The organism is Enterobacter wuhouensis (assembly GCF_004331265.1).
Lineage (GTDB): Bacteria > Pseudomonadota > Gammaproteobacteria > Enterobacterales > Enterobacteriaceae > Enterobacter > Enterobacter wuhouensis.
This window is the reverse complement of record NZ_SJOO01000010.1, coordinates 48,571-66,871: the sequence shown is the minus strand read 5'-3', so window position 1 is coordinate 66,871 and position 18,301 is coordinate 48,571. Positions and strand designations below refer to the sequence as shown.

15 protein-coding genes are annotated in these 18,301 nt (G+C 57.7%); 4 read left to right on the top strand and 11 right to left on the bottom strand.

Annotated elements, in window-relative coordinates; all coding sequences use genetic code 11:
- Positions 1-64: 64 nt before the first annotated feature.
- The gene (locus tag E0L20_RS18845; protein WP_131635284.1) at positions 65-1,567 is read left to right on the top strand and encodes a helicase HerA-like C-terminal domain-containing protein; all 1,503 of its coding nucleotides are present in this window, start codon (positions 65-67) and stop codon (positions 1,565-1,567) included.
- On the opposite strand, the gene mnmL is transcribed toward E0L20_RS18845, so the two are convergent.
- Entirely contained in the window at positions 1,547-2,488 is a 942-nt protein-coding gene (gene mnmL / locus E0L20_RS18840; protein ID WP_131635357.1) for a tRNA modification radical SAM protein MnmL/YtqA, read from the bottom strand. The genes E0L20_RS18845 and mnmL overlap by 21 nt on opposite strands.
- Before the next feature lie 687 nt (positions 2,489-3,175).
- On the opposite strand from mnmL, the gene gltB reads away from it, so the two are divergent.
- Together gltB and E0L20_RS18830 are read left to right on the top strand one after the other, a co-directional pair.
- A complete protein-coding gene (gene gltB / locus E0L20_RS18835) occupies positions 3,176-7,636 on the top strand; it encodes a glutamate synthase large subunit (protein WP_131635283.1) in 4,461 nt (1,486 codons plus the stop codon).
- Positions 7,637-7,645: 9 nt separating this feature from the next.
- Positions 7,646-9,064, top strand: a complete 1,419-nt coding sequence (locus E0L20_RS18830) for a glutamate synthase small subunit (RefSeq protein ID WP_119936799.1) — start codon at positions 7,646-7,648, stop codon at positions 9,062-9,064.
- A 35-nt stretch (positions 9,065-9,099) separates the two neighbouring features.
- Here the strand turns inward: E0L20_RS18830 and nanQ are convergent, their stop codons facing one another.
- The 10 genes from nanQ to zapE all read right to left on the bottom strand — a co-directional run bounded on the left by nanQ (position 9,100) and on the right by zapE (position 17,640).
- The gene (gene nanQ / locus E0L20_RS18825; RefSeq protein WP_131635282.1) at positions 9,100-9,567 is read right to left on the bottom strand and encodes an N-acetylneuraminate anomerase; all 468 of its coding nucleotides are present in this window, start codon (positions 9,565-9,567) and stop codon (positions 9,100-9,102) included.
- Complete coding sequence (gene nanK / locus E0L20_RS18820; RefSeq protein WP_131635281.1) at positions 9,564-10,424, bottom strand: N-acetylmannosamine kinase; 861 nt, start codon at positions 10,422-10,424, stop codon at positions 9,564-9,566. Before nanK ends, nanQ begins: the two co-directional genes overlap by 4 nt.
- Entirely contained in the window at positions 10,421-11,905 is a 1,485-nt protein-coding gene (locus E0L20_RS18815) for an MFS transporter (RefSeq protein WP_131635280.1), read from the bottom strand. Before E0L20_RS18815 ends, nanK begins: the two co-directional genes overlap by 4 nt.
- Positions 11,906-11,976: 71 nt before the next feature.
- Positions 11,977-12,870, bottom strand: a complete 894-nt coding sequence (gene nanA, locus E0L20_RS18810) for an N-acetylneuraminate lyase (RefSeq protein ID WP_063442146.1) — start codon at positions 12,868-12,870, stop codon at positions 11,977-11,979.
- A gap of 122 nt (positions 12,871-12,992) precedes the next feature.
- On the bottom strand, positions 12,993-13,775 hold the full coding sequence (nanR, locus tag E0L20_RS18805) for a transcriptional regulator NanR (RefSeq protein ID WP_063442144.1): 783 nt from the start codon (positions 13,773-13,775) through the stop codon (positions 12,993-12,995).
- A gap of 102 nt (positions 13,776-13,877) precedes the next feature.
- Positions 13,878-14,375, bottom strand: coding sequence for a ClpXP protease specificity-enhancing factor (gene sspB, locus E0L20_RS18800; RefSeq protein ID WP_131635279.1), 498 nt, complete (start codon positions 14,373-14,375; stop codon positions 13,878-13,880).
- A gap of 5 nt (positions 14,376-14,380) precedes the next feature.
- The gene (sspA, locus tag E0L20_RS18795; protein ID WP_003860438.1) at positions 14,381-15,019 is read right to left on the bottom strand and encodes a stringent starvation protein SspA; all 639 of its coding nucleotides are present in this window, start codon (positions 15,017-15,019) and stop codon (positions 14,381-14,383) included.
- Between the two features lie 308 nt (positions 15,020-15,327).
- The gene (gene rpsI / locus E0L20_RS18790; RefSeq protein WP_003860436.1) at positions 15,328-15,720 is read right to left on the bottom strand and encodes a 30S ribosomal protein S9; all 393 of its coding nucleotides are present in this window, start codon (positions 15,718-15,720) and stop codon (positions 15,328-15,330) included.
- Positions 15,721-15,735: 15 nt separating this feature from the next.
- A complete protein-coding gene (gene rplM, locus E0L20_RS18785) occupies positions 15,736-16,164 on the bottom strand; it encodes a 50S ribosomal protein L13 (RefSeq protein WP_131635278.1) in 429 nt (142 codons plus the stop codon).
- 351 nt (positions 16,165-16,515) lie between these two features.
- Positions 16,516-17,640 carry a cell division protein ZapE gene (gene zapE / locus E0L20_RS18780; RefSeq protein WP_131635277.1) on the bottom strand — a complete coding sequence of 375 codons (1,125 nt, stop codon included), beginning with the start codon at positions 17,638-17,640 and terminating at the stop codon, positions 16,516-16,518.
- A 189-nt stretch (positions 17,641-17,829) separates the two neighbouring features.
- Here zapE and zapG point away from each other — a divergent pair, with 189 nt between their 5' ends.
- Positions 17,830-18,228 carry a Z-ring associated protein ZapG gene (zapG, locus tag E0L20_RS18775; RefSeq protein WP_006178827.1) on the top strand — a complete coding sequence of 133 codons (399 nt, stop codon included), beginning with the start codon at positions 17,830-17,832 and terminating at the stop codon, positions 18,226-18,228.
- Positions 18,229-18,301 lie beyond the last annotated feature (73 nt).

Genomic DNA, 18,301 nt, shown 5'->3' with positions numbered 1-18,301 from the left:
TTACTCAGCCATTTTGCCGTCAGGTTGCCTATACTGCACCCAGGACTAAGAGAGGACGTGCATCATGAGTACACCATTGTTAATTGCCCGGACGCTGGAAAAAGAGCTGTTTTTACTGCCCGCGATGGCGAACCGCCACGGCTTGATCACCGGCGCCACCGGGACGGGAAAAACCGTCACCCTGCAAAAGCTGGCGGAATCATTGTCAGAGATTGGCGTGCCGGTCTTTATGGCTGACGTAAAGGGCGATTTAACCGGTGTGGCTCAGGAAGGGACTGCCTCTGAAAAACTGCTTGAACGGCTGAAGAATATTGGCATCACCGACTGGACGCCGCATAACAATCCGGTGGTGGTATGGGATATCTTCGGTGAAAAAGGCCATCCGGTGCGCGCCACCGTCTCCGATCTCGGCCCGCTGCTGCTGGCCCGTCTGCTTAACCTCAACGACGTGCAGTCCGGCGTGCTGAATATCATCTTCCGCATTGCCGACGATCAGGGGTTACTGCTGCTTGATTTCAAGGATCTGCGCGCCATTACCCAGTACATCGGCGATAACGCCAAGTCCTTCCAGAACCAGTACGGCAACATCAGCAGCGCCTCGGTTGGGGCCATTCAGCGCGGGCTACTGACGCTGGAGCAACAGGGCGCCGAGCACTTCTTCGGCGAGCCGATGCTGGATATCAAAGACTGGATGCGCACCGACAGCAATGGCAAAGGTATCATCAACATTCTGAGTTCAGAAAAGCTCTACCAGATGCCGAAGCTCTACGCCGCCAGCCTGCTGTGGATGCTCTCCGAACTGTATGAACAGCTGCCGGAAGCGGGTGACCTGGAAAAACCGAAGCTGGTGTTCTTCTTTGACGAAGCGCACCTGCTGTTTAACGACGCGCCGCAGGTATTGCTGGATAAAATTGAACAGGTCATTCGCCTGATCCGCTCTAAAGGCGTTGGCGTCTGGTTTGTTTCACAAAACCCGTCGGATATCCCCGATAACGTTCTGGGCCAGCTCGGCAACCGCGTGCAGCACGCCCTGCGCGCCTTTACGCCGAAGGATCAGAAAGCGGTGAAAGCCGCCGCGCAAACCATGCGCGCCAACCCGGCCTTTGATACCGAAACCGCGATCCAGGCGCTGGGCACCGGTGAAGCGCTGATCTCCTTCCTGGATGCCAAGGGCAGCCCGTCCGTGGTGGAACGCGCCATGGTAATCGCGCCCTGCTCGCGGATGGGACCCGTTACCGACGATGAACGTAACGGCCTGATTAACCACTCCCCGGTTTACGGCAAGTACGAAGACGAGGTCGACCGGGAGTCCGCGTTTGAGATGTTGCAGAAGGGCGTACAGGCGACAGCGGAATCTCAGGATGCCCCAGCCGCCAAAGGCCAGACTGTCGCCGTGGATGACGGCATTCTCGGCGGGCTAAAAGATATCTTGTTCGGCACCACCGGGCCACGCGGCGGAAAACGCGACGGCGTAGTGCAGACCATGGCAAAAAGCGCCGCGCGGCAGGTCACCAATCAGATTGTGCGCGGCATGCTGGGGAGTCTGTTAGGTGGACGTCGTCGGTAGACGGGGAACCCACGGGCGGCCCAGCGCCGACCCCTGTACGCCTTGCTCCTGCAGATAGCGGTCGATCTCCAGCATCCCCGTCCAGCGGTTCTCGCACCAGAGCGGTGCCAGAAGCGTTGGGCGGCGGGCGCTGGCGGAGATGCGGTGGTAGACAATCTCCGGCGGCGTGTGGCGAATCATCTCCCCCGCCGTCACCGTGTAGTCCTCCAGCTCAATACCGCCTAACCGCCCGGCCTCCCAGGCTTTCGCCATAATGCTTCCCGTAACGATGTGCAGCGGATGCAGCTTGATGCCGTCCACGCCGGTTTCCACTACCCTTTCCAGCGTCTCAAGGCCGTGCTGCTGCCCTTCACCGGGCAGGCCGACGATCAGATGGGAGCAGACCTTCAGCCCGCGCTCGCGTGCCAGGCGCGTGGTGCGCTGGTAGCAGGCGAAATCATGCCCGCGATTGATGCGGTGCAGGGTTTTGTCATGTGCGGTCTGCAGCCCCAGCTCCAGCCAGATCTCATAGCCCAGCTCTTTGTATTCGCTGAGCAGATCCAGCACCGCGTCCGGCACGCAGTCCGGGCGCGTGCCCACGCATAGCCCGACAATATTGGCCTGGCTGACGGCCTGCTGGTACATAGAACGCAGCACCTGCACCTCCGCCCACGTGCTGGTGTAGGCCTGGAAATAGGCCAGATACTGCTTCGCACGGTTCACCAGGCTGGCCTGATGCGCAAGCTGTTCCGCGATAGAGTGATGCTGCTGGGCTTCGTCAGCAAAGGAGGCCACGTTACAGAAGGTGCAGCCGCCGCGTCCAATGGTGCCGTCGCGATTCGGGCAGCTAAAGCCGCCGTGCAGCGTCAGCTTATGAACCTTTTGCCCATAGCGCTGCAAAAGATCCCCACCAAACATATTGACTAATTTCTGTAACTGCATAATCTGATAGACCGTCCCGAAGAAAGGGGACAAGCCTGCCATTTTTAGCCTCTGTCGGCGATGACCTGGATCAATCGCCCAGGACGGCCTTTATCTATTTGAATAAATAATCAAGATTACTGCAATTTCATTCACGCCGGTCGTGATTACTTTTCCTTATGTTCGGATGGTTTTTTTCAGTTATAGCGCCGACACTGAAAAACAGTGATTTTATGCGGGTCTGAAGCACCATCCAGATTATTATTCTGTCATAAAACCGCTATTCAGCACGCTACATCGATAATACCGCTTTCATATAGTGAGTCAGATCACACTACGCAGGCTCTTTTCAGGGCGTTTGCTGGTTGTAAAAATAGTTAAATATCTTTTAAATACAAATAGTTAATACCTCTTTAGCACATTTTTGTATAAATAAGATTGCCATTTGACCTGTGTACCAATTCCCGATAAGTTGGAAATCCGCTGGAAGCTTTCTGGATGAGCAGCCTGCTCATCATATTTATGCAGTAATTGAGATTCCCTCTGAAGCAAGTCCTCAAACTTGTTTACCTGCGCGAAAAGGATATTAAGAGGGCGAATGCGAGGTCCGCGTATGAAACGCAAACCCCGTCGCCATGCTCTTTCTGTGCCTGTGCGCCACGGTAAAGTTCAGTGGGAAGCCCGACGAGCCTGGGGAGGTTCACTGATATGTTGTACGATAAATCCCTTGAGAAGGATAACTGTGGTTTCGGCCTGATCGCCCACATAGAAGGCGAACCTAGCCACAAGGTAGTGCGTACCGCTATTCACGCACTGGCCCGTATGCAGCACCGTGGTGCCATCCTTGCCGATGGTAAAACCGGCGACGGTTGCGGCCTGCTGCTGCAAAAACCGGATCGTTTCTTCCGCATCGTGGCGGAAGAGCGCGGCTGGCGTTTAGCCAAAAACTACGCTGTCGGCATGCTGTTCCTGAATCAGGACACTGAAAAGGCTGCCGCCTCACGCCGCATCGTCGAAGAAGAACTTCAGCGTGAAACCCTGTCTATTGTCGGCTGGCGCGATGTGCCAACCAACGAAGGGGTGCTCGGTGAAATCGCCCTCTCCTCGCTGCCTCGCATTGAACAGATTTTCGTCAACGCGCCTGCGGGCTGGCGTCCACGCGATATGGAACGCCGCCTGTTTATCGCCCGCCGCCGCATTGAAAAACGTCTCCAGGAGGATAAAGAGTTCTACGTCTGTAGCCTCTCGAACCTGGTAAACATCTATAAAGGTCTGTGTATGCCGGCTGACCTGCCGCGCTTCTACCTGGACCTGGCGGACCTGCGTCTGGAATCGGCCATTTGCCTGTTCCACCAGCGCTTCTCCACCAACACCGTTCCACGCTGGCCGCTGGCACAGCCGTTCCGCTATCTGGCGCACAACGGCGAGATCAACACCATCACCGGTAACCGCCAGTGGGCCCGCGCCCGTACCTATAAGTTCCAGACGCCGCTGATCCCTGACCTGCACGATGCCGCGCCGTTCGTAAACGAAACCGGCTCTGACTCCAGCTCAATGGACAACATGCTGGAGCTGCTGCTGGCGGGCGGGATGGACATCGTGCGCGCCATGCGTCTGCTCGTGCCGCCGGCCTGGCAGAACAACCCGGATATGGACCCCGAGCTGCGTTCGTTCTTCGACTTTAACTCCATGCACATGGAGCCGTGGGACGGCCCGGCGGGCATCGTGATGTCCGACGGTCGCTTCGCTGCCTGTAACCTGGACCGTAACGGCCTGCGTCCGGCACGCTACGTCATCACCAAAGACAAGCTCATCACCTGCGCCTCTGAGGTCGGGATCTGGGATTACCAGCCTGACGAAGTGGTCGAGAAGGGCCGCGTCGGCCCGGGCGAGCTGATGGTTATCGACACCCGCGGCGGCCGCATCCTGCACTCCGCCGAGACCGATCACGATCTGAAAAGCCGTCATCCGTATAAAGAGTGGATGGAGAAAAACGTCCGTCGCCTGGTGCCGTTCGAGGACCTGCCGGACGAAGAGGTGGGCAGCCGCGAAATGGACGACGACACCCTCGCGAGCTTCCAGAAACAGTTTAACTACAGTGCGGAAGAGCTGGACTCTGTTATCCGCGTGCTCGGCGAAAACGGCCAGGAAGCGGTCGGCTCTATGGGTGACGATACCCCGTTTGCCGTGCTCTCCAGCCAGCCGCGCATTATTTACGACTACTTCCGCCAGCAGTTTGCGCAGGTGACCAACCCGCCGATCGACCCGCTGCGCGAAGCGCACGTGATGTCGCTGGCGACCAGCATCGGCCGCGAGATGAACGTCTTCTGCGAGGCCGAAGGCCAGGCGCACCGTCTGACCTTTAAATCGCCGATCCTGCTGTACTCCGATTTCAAGCAGCTCACCACCATGAAAGAGGAGCACTACCGCGCCGACACGCTCGATATTACCTTCGACGTGACCGAAGCGACCCTCGAAGAGACGGTGAATGCGCTGTGTGACAAAGCCGAACAGATGGTGCGTAACGGCACCGTGCTGCTGGTGCTGTCTGACCGTAATATCGCGAAAAACCGCGTGCCGGTGCCTGCGCCAATGGCGGTAGGTGCAATCCAGACGCGTCTGGTCGACAAGAGCCTGCGCTGCGATGCCAACATCATTGTAGAAACCGCGAGCGCCCGCGATCCGCACCACTTTGCGGTGCTGTTAGGCTTCGGTGCGACGGCGATCTACCCGTACCTGGCCTATGAAACGCTGGCCCGTCTGGTGGATACCCGCGCCATCGACAAAGCCTACCGCGCGGTGATGCTGAACTACCGTAACGGCATCAACAAAGGCCTGTATAAGATCATGTCCAAAATGGGCATCTCGACCATTGCTTCCTACCGCTGCTCGAAGCTGTTTGAAGCGGTCGGCCTGCATGACGATGTCGCCAACCTCTGCTTCCAGGGCGTGATCAGCCGCATCGGCGGCGCCGGTTTTGCTGACTTCCAGCAGGATCTGGTGAACCTGTCAAAACGCGCCTGGCTGGCACGTAAGCCGCTGGATCAGGGCGGTCTGCTGAAATACGTTCACGGTGGCGAATACCACGCCTACAACCCGGACGTGGTGCGCACGCTGCAGCAGGCGGTTCAGAGCGGAGAATACGGCGATTATCAGCAGTACGCTGAGCTGGTGAACAACCGTCCGGCGGCGACGCTGCGCGACCTTATCGCCCTGAACCCGGGTGACGAAGCCGTCAGCATTGACGACGTAGAGCCTGCAACCGAGCTGTTCAAACGCTTTGATACCGCGGCGATGTCCATCGGCGCGCTGAGCCCGGAAGCCCACGAGGCGCTGGCGGAAGCCATGAACAGCATCGGCGGCAACTCCAACTCCGGCGAAGGCGGCGAAGATCCTGCGCGTTACGGCACCAACAAGGTCTCCCGCATCAAGCAGGTGGCATCCGGCCGCTTTGGCGTAACGCCTGCGTACCTGGTCAACGCCGACGTGATTCAGATTAAAGTCGCTCAGGGTGCGAAACCGGGCGAAGGCGGTCAGCTGCCGGGTGATAAAGTTACCCCGTACATCGCCAAACTGCGCTATTCCGTGCCGGGCGTAACGCTGATCTCCCCGCCGCCGCACCACGATATTTACTCTATCGAGGACTTAGCGCAGCTGATTTTCGACCTGAAGCAGGTCAACCCGAAGGCGATGATCTCCGTGAAGCTGGTTTCCGAACCGGGCGTCGGCACCATCGCTACCGGCGTGGCGAAAGCCTATGCGGATCTCATCACCATCGCCGGTTACGACGGCGGTACCGGCGCAAGCCCGCTCTCCTCCGTGAAATACGCGGGCTGCCCGTGGGAGCTTGGCCTGGTGGAAACCCAGCAGGCGCTGGTGGCTAACGGTCTGCGCCACAAGATCCGCCTGCAGGTGGACGGCGGCCTGAAAACCGGCCTCGACATCATCAAGGCGGCGATCCTCGGTGCGGAAAGCTTCGGCTTCGGTACCGGCCCGATGGTTGCGCTCGGCTGTAAATACCTGCGTATTTGCCACCTGAACAACTGCGCAACCGGCGTGGCAACCCAGGACGAGAAGCTGCGTAAGAACCACTATCACGGCCTGCCGTTCAAAGTGACCAACTACTTTGACTTCATCGCCCGCGAAACCCGCGAGCTGATGGCGCAGCTGGGCGTGAAGCGCCTGGTAGACCTGATTGGCCGTACCGACCTGCTGAAAGAGCTGGAAGGGTTTACCGCTAAGCAGCAGAAGCTGGATCTGGGCAAGCTGCTGGAAACCGCGCAGCCGCACCCTGGCAAAGCGGTCTACTGCACCGAGAAGAACCCGCCGTTCGACAACGGCGTGCTGAACGCGCAGCTGCTTCAGCAGGCGAAGCCGTACGTAGACGACAAGCAGAGCAAAACGTTCTGGTTTGATATCCGCAACACCGACCGCTCCGTGGGCGCGTCGCTCTCCGGCTACATCGCGCAAACGCACGGTGACCAGGGGCTGGCTGCCGACCCGATTACCGCGCACTTCAGCGGGACGGCGGGCCAGAGCTTCGGCGTGTGGAACGCAGGCGGCGTTGAGCTGTACCTGACCGGCGATGCCAACGACTACGTCGGGAAAGGCATGGCGGGCGGTCTGCTGGCGGTGCGTCCTCCGGTTGGCTCCGCCTTCCGCAGCCACGAAGCGAGCATCATCGGTAACACCTGCCTGTACGGCGCGACCGGCGGTCGCCTGTTCGCAGCAGGCCGTGCGGGCGAGCGTTTTGCGGTGCGTAACTCTGGTGCTATCACCGTGGTGGAAGGCATTGGCGATAACGGCTGTGAATACATGACGGGCGGGATTGTTTGCGTAATGGGTAAAACTGGCGTGAACTTCGGCGCGGGCATGACGGGCGGTTTTGCGTACGTCCTGGACGAAGACGGTGAGTTCCGCAAGCGCGTGAACCCGGAGCTGGTGGAAGTGCTGGACGTTGATACGCTGGCTATCCACGAAGAACACCTGCGCGGTTTGATTACCGAACACGTGCAGCATACCGGTTCTTCGCGCGGCGAAGAGATCCTGGCGAACTGGCCGGCGTTCTCTGCGAAATTCGCGCTGGTTAAGCCGAAGTCCAGCGATGTTAAAGCCCTGTTGGGTCACCGTAGTCGTAGCGCAGCAGAGCTGCGCGTGCAGGCGCAGTAAGGAATTCAGATGAGCCAGAACGTATACCAGTTTATCGACCTGCAGCGTGTTGATCCGCCAAAGAAACCGCTGAAGATCCGCAAAATTGAATTTGTTGAAATCTACGAGCCGTTTTCAGAAGGCCAGGCCAAAGCGCAGGCAGACCGCTGCCTGTCCTGCGGCAACCCTTACTGCGAATGGAAATGTCCGGTACACAACTACATCCCAAACTGGCTGAAGCTCGCCAACGAAGGACGTATTTTTGAAGCGGCCGAGCTGTCTCACCAGACCAACACCCTGCCGGAAGTGTGCGGCCGCGTGTGTCCTCAGGATCGTCTGTGTGAAGGTTCCTGTACGCTAAACGACGAGTTTGGCGCGGTGACCATCGGCAATATCGAGCGCTATATCAATGATAAAGCGTTCGAGATGGGCTGGCGTCCGGATATGACCGGCGTGCGTCAAACCGACAAGCGCGTGGCCATCATCGGCGCGGGCCCGGCGGGCCTGGCCTGTGCGGACGTGCTGACCCGCAACGGCGTGAAGGCGGTGGTCTTTGACCGTCATCCGGAAATCGGCGGCCTGCTGACCTTCGGTATCCCGGCCTTCAAGCTGGAAAAAGAGGTCATGACCCGTCGCCGTGAAATCTTCACCGGCATGGGCATCGAGTTCAAACTGAACGTGGAAGTGGGCCGCGACGTGCAGCTCGACGATCTGCTGAAGGATTACGATGCCGTGTTCCTGGGCGTGGGCACCTATCAGTCCATGCGCGGCGGCCTGGAGAACGAAGACGCGCCCGGCGTGTTTGACGCTCTGCCGTTCCTGATTGCCAACACCAAGCAGATTATGGGCTACGGCGAAACCGCCGAAGAGCCGTTCGTCAGCATGGAAGGCAAGCGCGTGGTGGTGCTGGGCGGCGGTGATACCGCGATGGACTGCGTGCGTACCTCTATTCGCCAGAACGCGGCCCACGTGATCTGCGCCTACCGTCGCGATGAAGAAAACATGCCGGGCTCTAAGCGCGAGGTGAAAAACGCGCGTGAAGAGGGCGTGGAGTTCCAGTTCAACATTCAGCCTCTGGGCGTGGAAGTGAATGCCAACGGTAAAGTGAGCGGCGTGAAGATGGCGCGCACGGAGATGGGCGCGCCGGATGCGAAGGGCCGTCGTCGCGCGGAAATCGTGGCAGGCTCTGAACATGTGATCCCTGCCGATGCCGTGGTGATGGCGTTCGGTTTCCGTCCTCACAGCATGGAGTGGCTGGCGAAGCACAGCGTCGAGCTGGATTCGCAGGGCCGCGTGATTGCGCCAGAAGGCAGCGATAACGCTTTCCAGACCAGCAACCCGAAAATCTTCGCCGGTGGCGATATCGTTCGCGGTTCCGACCTGGTGGTGACGGCGATTGCCGAAGGGCGCAAAGCGGCTGACGGTATTCTTAACTACCTGGAAGTGTAAAAGATCGAGCCGGATGGAAAACCATCCGGCTTTTTTTATGCGGTTAACAGGCTGGCGCGAACCTTCACCACGGCCTTTTTAATCTCTCCCGCCGAGTCGGTGATACACCCTGGCTTATGCGGTTCCCCCGGCATAAACACCACGAACATCCCCGGTCTTAACGCTACCGACTGCTCCCCTTCGATGCGGCTGCAAAGCTGATAATCCTCGGCGCTATGCATTTCCTCACACCCGCGCGCGGACTCCGCAACGCCAAACAGAATCCGCTCTTCACCGGCTAACAGGAGCTGGATATCAATATACTCCGCGTGCAGCTCTGCCTTTTTCAGCTCCGGAGCTTGTGTAGAAAACTGCATAACATTCATAAAGATATCATCACCCTGCAGTGCGTAGTGACCCGGCGCTTTCTCCTGCGGCCGGGCGGCAACCGCCAGCGTGAGAGCATTCACAAGTGCGGCGGGCAGGCCCGACGATGCCAGTGACTGCAGCTCTCCCATCATCATAACGCGTCTCCTGTAGCTAACAGCGCCGCGCCCAATAGCCCGGCGTCGTGGCGATAATGCGCCGCCCGAAGGGGCACCTGATACACGTCTGGCTCCTGCGATAAACAGGCTTTCACCAGGGGTAGATACCCCTCCGCCAGCCCCACGCTGCCGCCGACCACGACAACCTGACAGTCGGTAACGGCTTTCACGTCGGCGATCAGTCGCGCCAGCGCGTGTGCCGAACTAGCCACCAGCCCGCGGGCCTGCGGCGTATCCCGGCTGAATATCGCCTTCGCATCCAGCCCTGCCAGTTCGCCCTGCGCCTGAGCGGCAATGCCCCGGCCTGAGGCAATGGCTTCAACGCATCCTCGTCGTCCACAGCCACAAAGCGGCCCGGCGGGATCGGCCAGCGTATGCCCAAGATGCCCGGCCAGCCCGCCGCTGCCCGTCTGAAGTTTTCCATTGAGTACAACGCCGCCGCCCACGCCGGTTGAAACCGTCAGGAACACCATATCGTCCCTCTCGGGCAAGGCGCAAAACTCTGCCCATGCGGCGGCCTGAGCGTCGTTAACCGCCATGACCGGTAATTGCGTGGCGGCTTCCAGAAAGGCGACCAGCGGAAAGTGCTCCAGGCCGCCCAGGTTGGCCGGATTGATGGAGGTGAGCACGCCGTTATGAATAATCCCTGTCGACGCCACCGCCACGCGCCCGGCGTGCTTAACCAGGGGTAAAACCAGGGCACGTAGCGCCTCCTCAAGCGCGCCCGGCGTCCGGCTGCCGGGGGTCGGGCACGCCCTGCGCATCGACATAACGTCCCCTTCAACCAGGGCGGCAGCGAGCTTCGTGCCGCCAATATCGATTGCCAGCGTCGTCATTTCATCACCTCCTCGCGTTTGACCGCGCCCGCAGGAAAGGCTCCGCTCAGCGGTTTACCGTCGATGGCGTCGTGAGTACGCAGCGCTTCCGGCCTGATCCAGCGCTGAACGCGGGAAGGCATATCGAGGCCGATCAACAGGATCACGACAAACGTCAGGCCAAAGGAGAGCGATCCCAGCGCGGTTCCCAGCTCCATCCGCTGGGACAGCAGAGCGCCAATCACCGGTGCAAGCGCGCCGCCCAGCGCGCCGACGTTATAGGTAAATCCAAGCCCGGCCGCCCGCTGGTCGGTATCGAAATAGCCGCCGATGAGCTTAGGTAAGATCCCGGAAATGCCCTGACCCAGCATCTGCTGGAAAAAGAGCAGCAGCCCGAGCACCCAGATATTCGCGCCGCCGATCGCAAACACCGGAATTATGAGCAGCTGCGAGGCCAGCAGGCTGCAGACGTACGCTTTACGCGTGCCCAGCCAGTCGCCAAGAAAACCGCCTACGCAGCAGCCCACCGCCGCGCCAAATCCGCTGAAGAACAGCACCCGGGCCACCGTAGCCGGATCGTAGGCCAGCTCCGTTTTCAAATAGGTTGGCAGCAGCGCCTGAATCGGCCACGAATAGAGAAAGGCAAACAGCACCACAACCATCAGCGTTACGCCAGTGGGCCAGCGTTTGCCGCTGCTTTGCACCATAAAGCTGATAAAAACGACGGTGCACAGCAGCCCCAGAATAACCACCATCCCAACGTTGTTTAGCTCTCCGGCAAAGCAGAGCCACAGCGCTGCGCCGGCAAACAGCGTCATGGCAATATTGATGACGCGGTACTTACCGCGATACAGAATATCGACCATCGTGCGCACCGGCGCTTTGCCAGCGTGCTTCGCCTTCCAGTCCTCGGCTTCCGGGATGTTTTTGCGCAGCCACAGGGCAAAAACGATAGGCAAGATGCCGATAAAGAACAGCGCGCGCCAGCCCCAGACGGGGACCACGAGGCTGTAGACCTGCGCGGCGATGACGGCCCCCACGGAGAAACCGGAAATCAAAAAGCCGCTCGCCTTGTTGCGCAGCTGCTTTGGCCAGCTTTCGATTACGTAGGTTGCGCTGGAGCCGTATTCGCCCGCCATCCCCATGCCGATCACCATTCTGGCGATAAACATGGTGACGTAGCCCGGCGCAAACCCGCAGGCCAGGGTGCCGCAGGAGAAAAGAACAATGCTGGTAATCATCGCCAGCTTGCGGCCATAGCGATCGCCCATCGCCCCCAGCAGCAGGCCACCGAACCAGCGTGAGATAAAGGCCGCCGAAATCAGGCTCGCAGCTTCCACCGTCGTCAGGCCGAACTCGCTTTTCACTTCCGTCAGAACTAAGGCAATCAGTACAAAATCGAAGCCATCTAGCAAATATCCCAGCCAGGCAGCGGAGAATGCGCGCCACTGCGGGCGGCTAAGATGGCGGTACCACGGGATGCTTTGGGTAGATATACTCATTTCACTCTCCCGACGATTTCTCTGTCGTTTTGCCGGACGGCGGCTGTGCCTTGTCCGGCCTACGTAATGCGTTAGCGTTTTTCCGCCATGAGCTGCTCTGCCAGGGCTTTAAGCGCGGGCACGAATTTTTCGTCCACGGGTGAAAACGGCTTGCGACACAGCGGTACGGAGACCACGTCCATATAGTGCAGCACCGTTTTCAGACCACGGAAGACGCCGGCGCCGATCAGCAGGTCGATAACCTTGTTGCACTCGCCTTGCAGGCGCTGCGCGGTGGCGTTATCCCCTTCCCGAACCGCTTTAGCGATCGCCTGATAGCGCCAGCCCATAATGTTGTACGTACTGCCGATCCCTCCGTCAGCGCCTGCCAGCAGTCCGGAGGCGAAGATCTCGTCGTAGCCGTTGTAGAGCACCAGATCCGGATGCGCGCGGCGGATCTGCTCCATCTGGAAGAGATCGCCAGAGGTTTGCTTCAGTGCGCCGACGCCCGGCAGCGTCACCAGCGTGTTGATCTGCTCCAGCGTTAACTTAACGCCGCTCAGCGCAGGAATGTTGTAGACCACCATCGGCAAACCATCAGCGGAGTCAATAATTGCACGATAGTGGTCGCAGTGTTCTTCAAAGCTGAAGGGATAGTAGAACGGTGTGACGGCGGACACGGCGTCAAACCCAAAGCGGGCGGCGGCAGTTGCCAGCTGCTGGCTTTCTGCGGTGCTGACGCAGCCAACATGGGCAATGAGGGTAATTTTCCCCTTCGCCTCATCCGCCACGATCTCCATTACCTGCTCGCGTTCTGAAAGGCTTTGCACAAAAGCCTCTCCCGTTGAGCCACCCACATAAAGCCCGTCGATGCCTTGCTCAATATTGAACTGCACCAGACGGCGCAGGCTCTCTTTATCGAGCATTTGCTGCTGAGTAAACGGGGTCAGGAGTGCGGCCATTACGCCGCGTAATTGCGTTGCCATAGTTACCTCAATCAATCGTGTGTTTGTTATAACGACATACCTTTATACCTGTTATACCAGATCAATTAAGCAGCAGTGGAATACAGAACGCTTATATTGCGATCTGCTTCACTAAAGGATCGTTATTTTTTGGCTTTTGAATGTTGGCCGAAAGCGTGCCAGGTGGCAGAAACGCTGTTGAGGTGGGTCTGGAGCGCGCGATCGGCCTCATCCGGATCGCGGCGGCGGATCGCATCGACGATCGCAATATGCTGGCGATAGCTGACTTCATTATGCTTATACAGCTCGGCATCCGGCACTTTTGGACGCGCGGCGATCAGCCAGTCGAGCAGCGCAACGTGGATCGCGTTGAAGATTGGATTGCCGGGGATCTCCGCCAGCACGCGGTGGAAATCGACGTCGGATCGAATAAACAGGGCATTATCATCCAGAGACTGGCTGTTGATCTCCAGCGCTTTTGTCAGCTGAGCGATTTGATCGTCAGTGGCAAACTCAGCCGCAAACCGAACGAGGCTGGATTCAAAGAACAGGCGTAGCTGCTCAAAATGGGCAATGCCGCCGGGCTGGGTCAGGAAATCTTTCGCCATGCCTGAAAGTTCGCTGATGATGGTATCGGCTGAAGGCATGGAGACGCGGGCACGTTCACCGTTGTTGATCTGCACCAGCCCTTTGCGCTTTAGCGCCGCCAGCGCCTCACGCACCGAAGGGCGGCCCACGTTGAAAAACTCCATCAGCTCGCGTTCGGAGGGCAGTTGTTCTCCCTGGGCGAACTCCTTGCGGCGGATCATCTGCTCCAGCTCTTCCTCCACCATATCGGACAGCTTTTTGCGCGTCAGCGGACGACGATGCAGGCTGCGGCCAATAGTTTCATCAGAGTTTTCAGCTTTAAGATCGGTCGGTTTCATTGCAGTCCGGTGCCATAGAAGGAAAACGGCTCATCATAACACAGGAAATTAGAGGGGGCGAAAAGGGGCAGAAAGCAAAACAGGCCCTGAGGGCCTGTTTGATTATTTCACTACGCGCAGCGCCGGACGGCCACCGCGCGGAGGCGGATCGTCATCAGGGTCATTGTCGTCGTGATGATCCGGTTTATCACCGTCGATCAGAGACATCACGGTGTCGCTTTCGCGTTCATCGGATGCGTTGTCATCGTTCAGGCTGGCAACGTCTTCGTCATACGCCGCTTCAGGCTCGAACATGGTGCCAGCACCGTTTTCACGTGCGTAGATCGCCAGTACCGCAGCCAGTGGAACCGAAACCTGACGCGGCACGCCGCCGAAGCGCGCGTTAAAGCGCACTTCGTCATTGGCCAGCTCCAGATTACCCACCGCGCGCGGTGCAATGTTCAGCACGATCTGTCCGTCACGTGCGTATTCCATAGGAACCTGCACGTCCGGCAACGTCACATCCACAACCAGGTGCGGCGTGAGCTGGTTATCCAGCAGCCATTCATAGAAGGCGCGCAGCAGATACGGACGGCGTGGAGAAAGTTGTGACATTTCCACAGTTATTAGCCTCGGCCAAGACGCATTTCACGTTCTGGCTCAGTCAGAGATGCCAGGAAAGAATCGCGTTCAAATACGCGGGTCATGTAGCCCTTCAGCTCTTTTGCGCCCGGGCCGCTGAACTCAACGCCCAGCGTAGGCAGACGCCACAGCAGCGGTGCCAGGTAGCAATCCACCAGGCTGAACTCGTCGCTCAGGAAGAATGGCTTCTGACCAAACACAGGGGCAATTGCCAGCAGCTCTTCACGCAGCTGTTTACGTGCGGCATCGGCTTCAGAGGAGGAACCGTTGACGATAACGTTCATCAGCGAGTACCAGTCTTTTTCGATGCGCTGCATGTACAGGCGGCTTTCGCCACGCGCAACCGGGTAAACAGGCATCAGCGGCGGATGCGGGAAACGCTCATCCAGGTATTCCATAATGATGCGGGATTCCCACAGGGTCAGCTCGCGATCCACCAGCGTCGGTACGCTCTGGCTCGGGTTGAGATCGATCAGATCCTGAGGTGGGTTATCCTTTTCCACATGCTCGATCTCAAAACTGACACCCTTCTCGGCCAGCACGATACGAACCTGATGGCTATAAATGTCAGTAGGACCAGAAAACAGCGTCATTACCGAACGTTTGTTGGCAGCGACAGCCATGAAAACCTCCAGGTATATTCAGAATTTTACTGCTACCGGCCCAACAGGGGCCAGCCAGATGAAATATCGCCCATCCCAGAGAAGACACATTGTTCAAGAATCGAACAAAAATCGAGTATTCACCGATATTTGGGCAGAAAATTGGATGATAGTTTACCAGATTTTGATGGCTTTGTGGTGAGGGGATTCTGGAAATGTGGAAAAAGAGAAGATAGATGAATGGATTTTGTGGATAACCTGCGCATTATCCATAAAAAAACCCGCCGAAGCGGGTTTTTCGCCAATCGTTCTGCGTAAGCAGAAAGTGATTAACGTTTGGAGAACTGTGGACGACGACGTGCTTTACGCAGACCCACTTTCTTACGTTCAACCTGACGCGCGTCACGAGTAACGAAGCCAGCTTTACGCAGTTCAGAACGCAGGGATTCGTCGTACTCCATCAGAGCGCGGGTGATACCGTGACGGATCGCACCTGCCTGACCGGAGATACCACCACCTTTAACGGTGATGTACAGATCCAGTTTTTCTACCATATCAACCAGTTCCAGCGGCTGGCGAACTACCATGCGGGCAGTTTCACGACCGAAGTACTGTTCCAGAGAACGTTGGTTGATTACGATTTTACCACTGCCCGGTTTGATGAACACGCGAGCTGCGGAACTTTTGCGGCGACCAGTGCCGTAGTATTGATTTTCAGCCATTGCCTATAATCCCGATTAGATGTCAAGAACTTGCGGTTGCTGTGCCGCGTGGTTGTGCTCGTTACCTGCGTAAACTTTCAGTTTACGGAACATAGCACGACCCAGCGGGCCTTTTGGCAGCATGCCTTTAACCGCGATTTCAATCACACGCTCAGGACGGCGAGCAATCATCTCTTCAAAGGTCGCTTCTTTGATACCACCGATGTGGCCGGTGTGATGGTAGTACATTTTGTCTTCGCGCTTGTTGCCGGTTACAGCAACTTTTTCTGCGTTCAGAACGATGATGTAGTCACCAGTATCAACGTGCGGAGTGTATTCCGCTTTGTGCTTACCGCGCAGGCGACGAGCCAGTTCGGAAGCCAGACGGCCCAGAGTTTTACCGGTCGCGTCAACAACATACCAGTCGCGTTGTACGGTTTCTGGTTTAGCTGTAAAAGTTTTCATTAAAAGCTTACCCAAATAAATAAGTTACACGTTGGTGAACACCCAAACGTTTAGTCAGTTGAGGCTCACACGACAAAGTCCGGCAAACCTACCCCTTCGAATAGCAAATGCCGACACATAGAAAGTTTTGGGAAAAAAACCTTCTCGTAACGTGGGGTCGCAAGATTATAGAGAAGTTGAGGTCAAAGATCGACCCTTAAATGTGATTTGGAATGGGTTTTTCGGGGGTGGTAGACGGTGCGGTCTGGTGCCCTCACCCCCAGCCCCTCTCCCACAGGGAGAGGGTGGCGTTTGTTAAGGCCTGATGCCCTCATCCCCAGCCCCTCTCCCACGGGGAGAGGGCGGCATTTATTACGGCATATGCTCGCGCTTGAGGTAGTCCTCGCTTTGCATCTCCTGCAGGCGCGACAGGCAGCGCTGGAACTCAAACTTGAGTCGCTCCCCCCGATACACCTCATATAAAGGAACTTCTGCGCTGACCACCAGCTTAACGTGGCGTTCGTAGAATTCATCCACCAGCGCAATGAATCGCCGCGCCTCGCTCTCCATCAGCGGCGTCATGACAGGAACATCCAGCAGCATCACGGTGTGGAACAGGCGCGAGAGCGCAATGTAATCATGCTGGCTGCGGGCATCTACGCAGAGCGTGGCAAAAGAGACGGCCAGTGTTTGATTTTCTACGCCCAGCGTTTGCAGCGGACGGTGGTTAATCTCCAGCACCGGGGCGTTATCACGTTTTGCCCCTGACAGCGCAAGCCACAGCTTATCCATCTGAGCGGTAGTTTCAGCGTTCAACGGCGAAAGCCACAGGTGGGCCTGGGTCAGCGTGCGCAGACGGTAATCCACACCCGCATCAACGTTCATCACGTCACAGTGCTGTTTAATGGCATCAATAGCGGGCAGGAATCGCGCGCGCTGCAGACCGTTGCGATACAGATCGTCCGGCGGAATATTTGACGTCGCCACCAGGGTAATGCCGCGCGCAAACAGCGCTTTCATCAGCCCGCCCAGCAGCATGGCGTCTGTAATATCGGAGACAAAAAATTCGTCAAAGCAAAGCACGTCCGTTTCGGCCTTAAAGCGGTCGGCCACAATCTCCAGCGGATCGCTTTTACCCTGCAATGCCGTCAGCTCTTCGTGCACTCGCAGCATAAAGCGGTGAAAGTGCAGACGCTGCTTACGCGTACCGGGCAGGCTCTGATAGAACATGTCCATCAGCCAGGTTTTACCGCGCCCAACGCCGCCCCACATATATAAGCCGCGAACAGGTGGCGTCTTCTGCGGCTCTTTCTTACCGAGGAAGCGACCAAACGCGGCCTTCAGCCCCCCGCCCTGCACGGTTTCTGCGGGCTGGGCCGTGAGCGACTGGTAAATCGATTCCAGACGATTTACCGCTTCACGCTGAACGTCATCCGGCTGGTGTGAACCCTCTTTCAGGGCGTGTTGGTATCGCGATGCGGGGGACAGGCTTTGCATAATCTTGTTGTTATTCCTTCAATTAAACCTCACCAGCAGGCGTGACTGATGAAAAAAAGGCCGTTCTACACTACGCGATGATACGTCAGGATTCCACTTCTGCAGAAATAGCGGTTATAGTGGCAATATCAGGCACAGGCAGGAGCCGAGCCAACACCCTACGGAACAACAAGACAACGGGAGAAGTTCATGACCTGGGAATATGCGCTAATCGGTTTAGTCGTCGGCATCATCATTGGTGCTGTGGCGATGCGTTTCGGTAATCGCAAATTGCGTCAGCAGCAGTCTCTGCAGTACGAACTGGAAAAGAACAAAGCCGAGCTGGAAGAGTATCGCGAAGAGCTGGTCAGCCACTTTGCCCGTAGCGCCGAGCTGCTGGACAATATGGCGACAGACTATCGTCAGCTGTACCAACATATGGCGAAAAGCTCCAGCAGCCTGCTGCCGGAAATGACGGCGGAAACCAACCCGTTCCGCAACCGTCTGGCAGATTCAGAAGCCGGTAACGATCAGGCCCCTGTTCAGATGCCTCGCGACTATTCTGACGGCGCGTCAGGCCTGCTGCGCGGTGGTGCAAAACGCGATTAATCGCACAACCTGAATTTATTTTACGGGCGCAGCGACTGCGCCCGTCCTTTCTTTCCGTCCCCAGCTATTATTT

Excerpts from the sequence above, each read along its gene's own strand:
- E0L20_RS18830 (WP_119936799.1), top strand. The coding sequence starts at position 7,646 with ATGAGCCAGAACGTATACCAGTTTATCGACCTGCAGCGTGTTGATCCG.
- zapE (WP_131635277.1), bottom strand. The coding sequence starts at position 17,640 with ATGCAAAGCCTGTCCCCCGCATCGCGATACCAACACGCCCTGAAAGAG.
- zapG (WP_006178827.1), top strand. The coding sequence starts at position 17,830 with ATGACCTGGGAATATGCGCTAATCGGTTTAGTCGTCGGCATCATCATT.
- nanQ (WP_131635282.1), bottom strand. The coding sequence starts at position 9,567 with ATGATGATGGGAGAGCTGCAGTCACTGGCATCGTCGGGCCTGCCCGCC.
- rplM (WP_131635278.1), bottom strand. The coding sequence starts at position 16,164 with ATGAAAACTTTTACAGCTAAACCAGAAACCGTACAACGCGACTGGTAT.
- rpsI (WP_003860436.1), bottom strand. The coding sequence starts at position 15,720 with ATGGCTGAAAATCAATACTACGGCACTGGTCGCCGCAAAAGTTCCGCA.
- nanR (WP_063442144.1), bottom strand. The coding sequence starts at position 13,775 with ATGAAACCGACCGATCTTAAAGCTGAAAACTCTGATGAAACTATTGGC.
- gltB (WP_131635283.1), top strand. The coding sequence starts at position 3,176 with ATGTTGTACGATAAATCCCTTGAGAAGGATAACTGTGGTTTCGGCCTG.
- mnmL (WP_131635357.1), bottom strand. The coding sequence starts at position 2,488 with ATGCAGTTACAGAAATTAGTCAATATGTTTGGTGGGGATCTTTTGCAG.
- E0L20_RS18845 (WP_131635284.1), top strand. The coding sequence starts at position 65 with ATGAGTACACCATTGTTAATTGCCCGGACGCTGGAAAAAGAGCTGTTT.
- nanA (WP_063442146.1), bottom strand. The coding sequence starts at position 12,870 with ATGGCAACGCAATTACGCGGCGTAATGGCCGCACTCCTGACCCCGTTT.
- sspA (WP_003860438.1), bottom strand. The coding sequence starts at position 15,019 with ATGGCTGTCGCTGCCAACAAACGTTCGGTAATGACGCTGTTTTCTGGT.
- nanK (WP_131635281.1), bottom strand. The coding sequence starts at position 10,424 with ATGACGACGCTGGCAATCGATATTGGCGGCACGAAGCTCGCTGCCGCC.
- E0L20_RS18815 (WP_131635280.1), bottom strand. The coding sequence starts at position 11,905 with ATGAGTATATCTACCCAAAGCATCCCGTGGTACCGCCATCTTAGCCGC.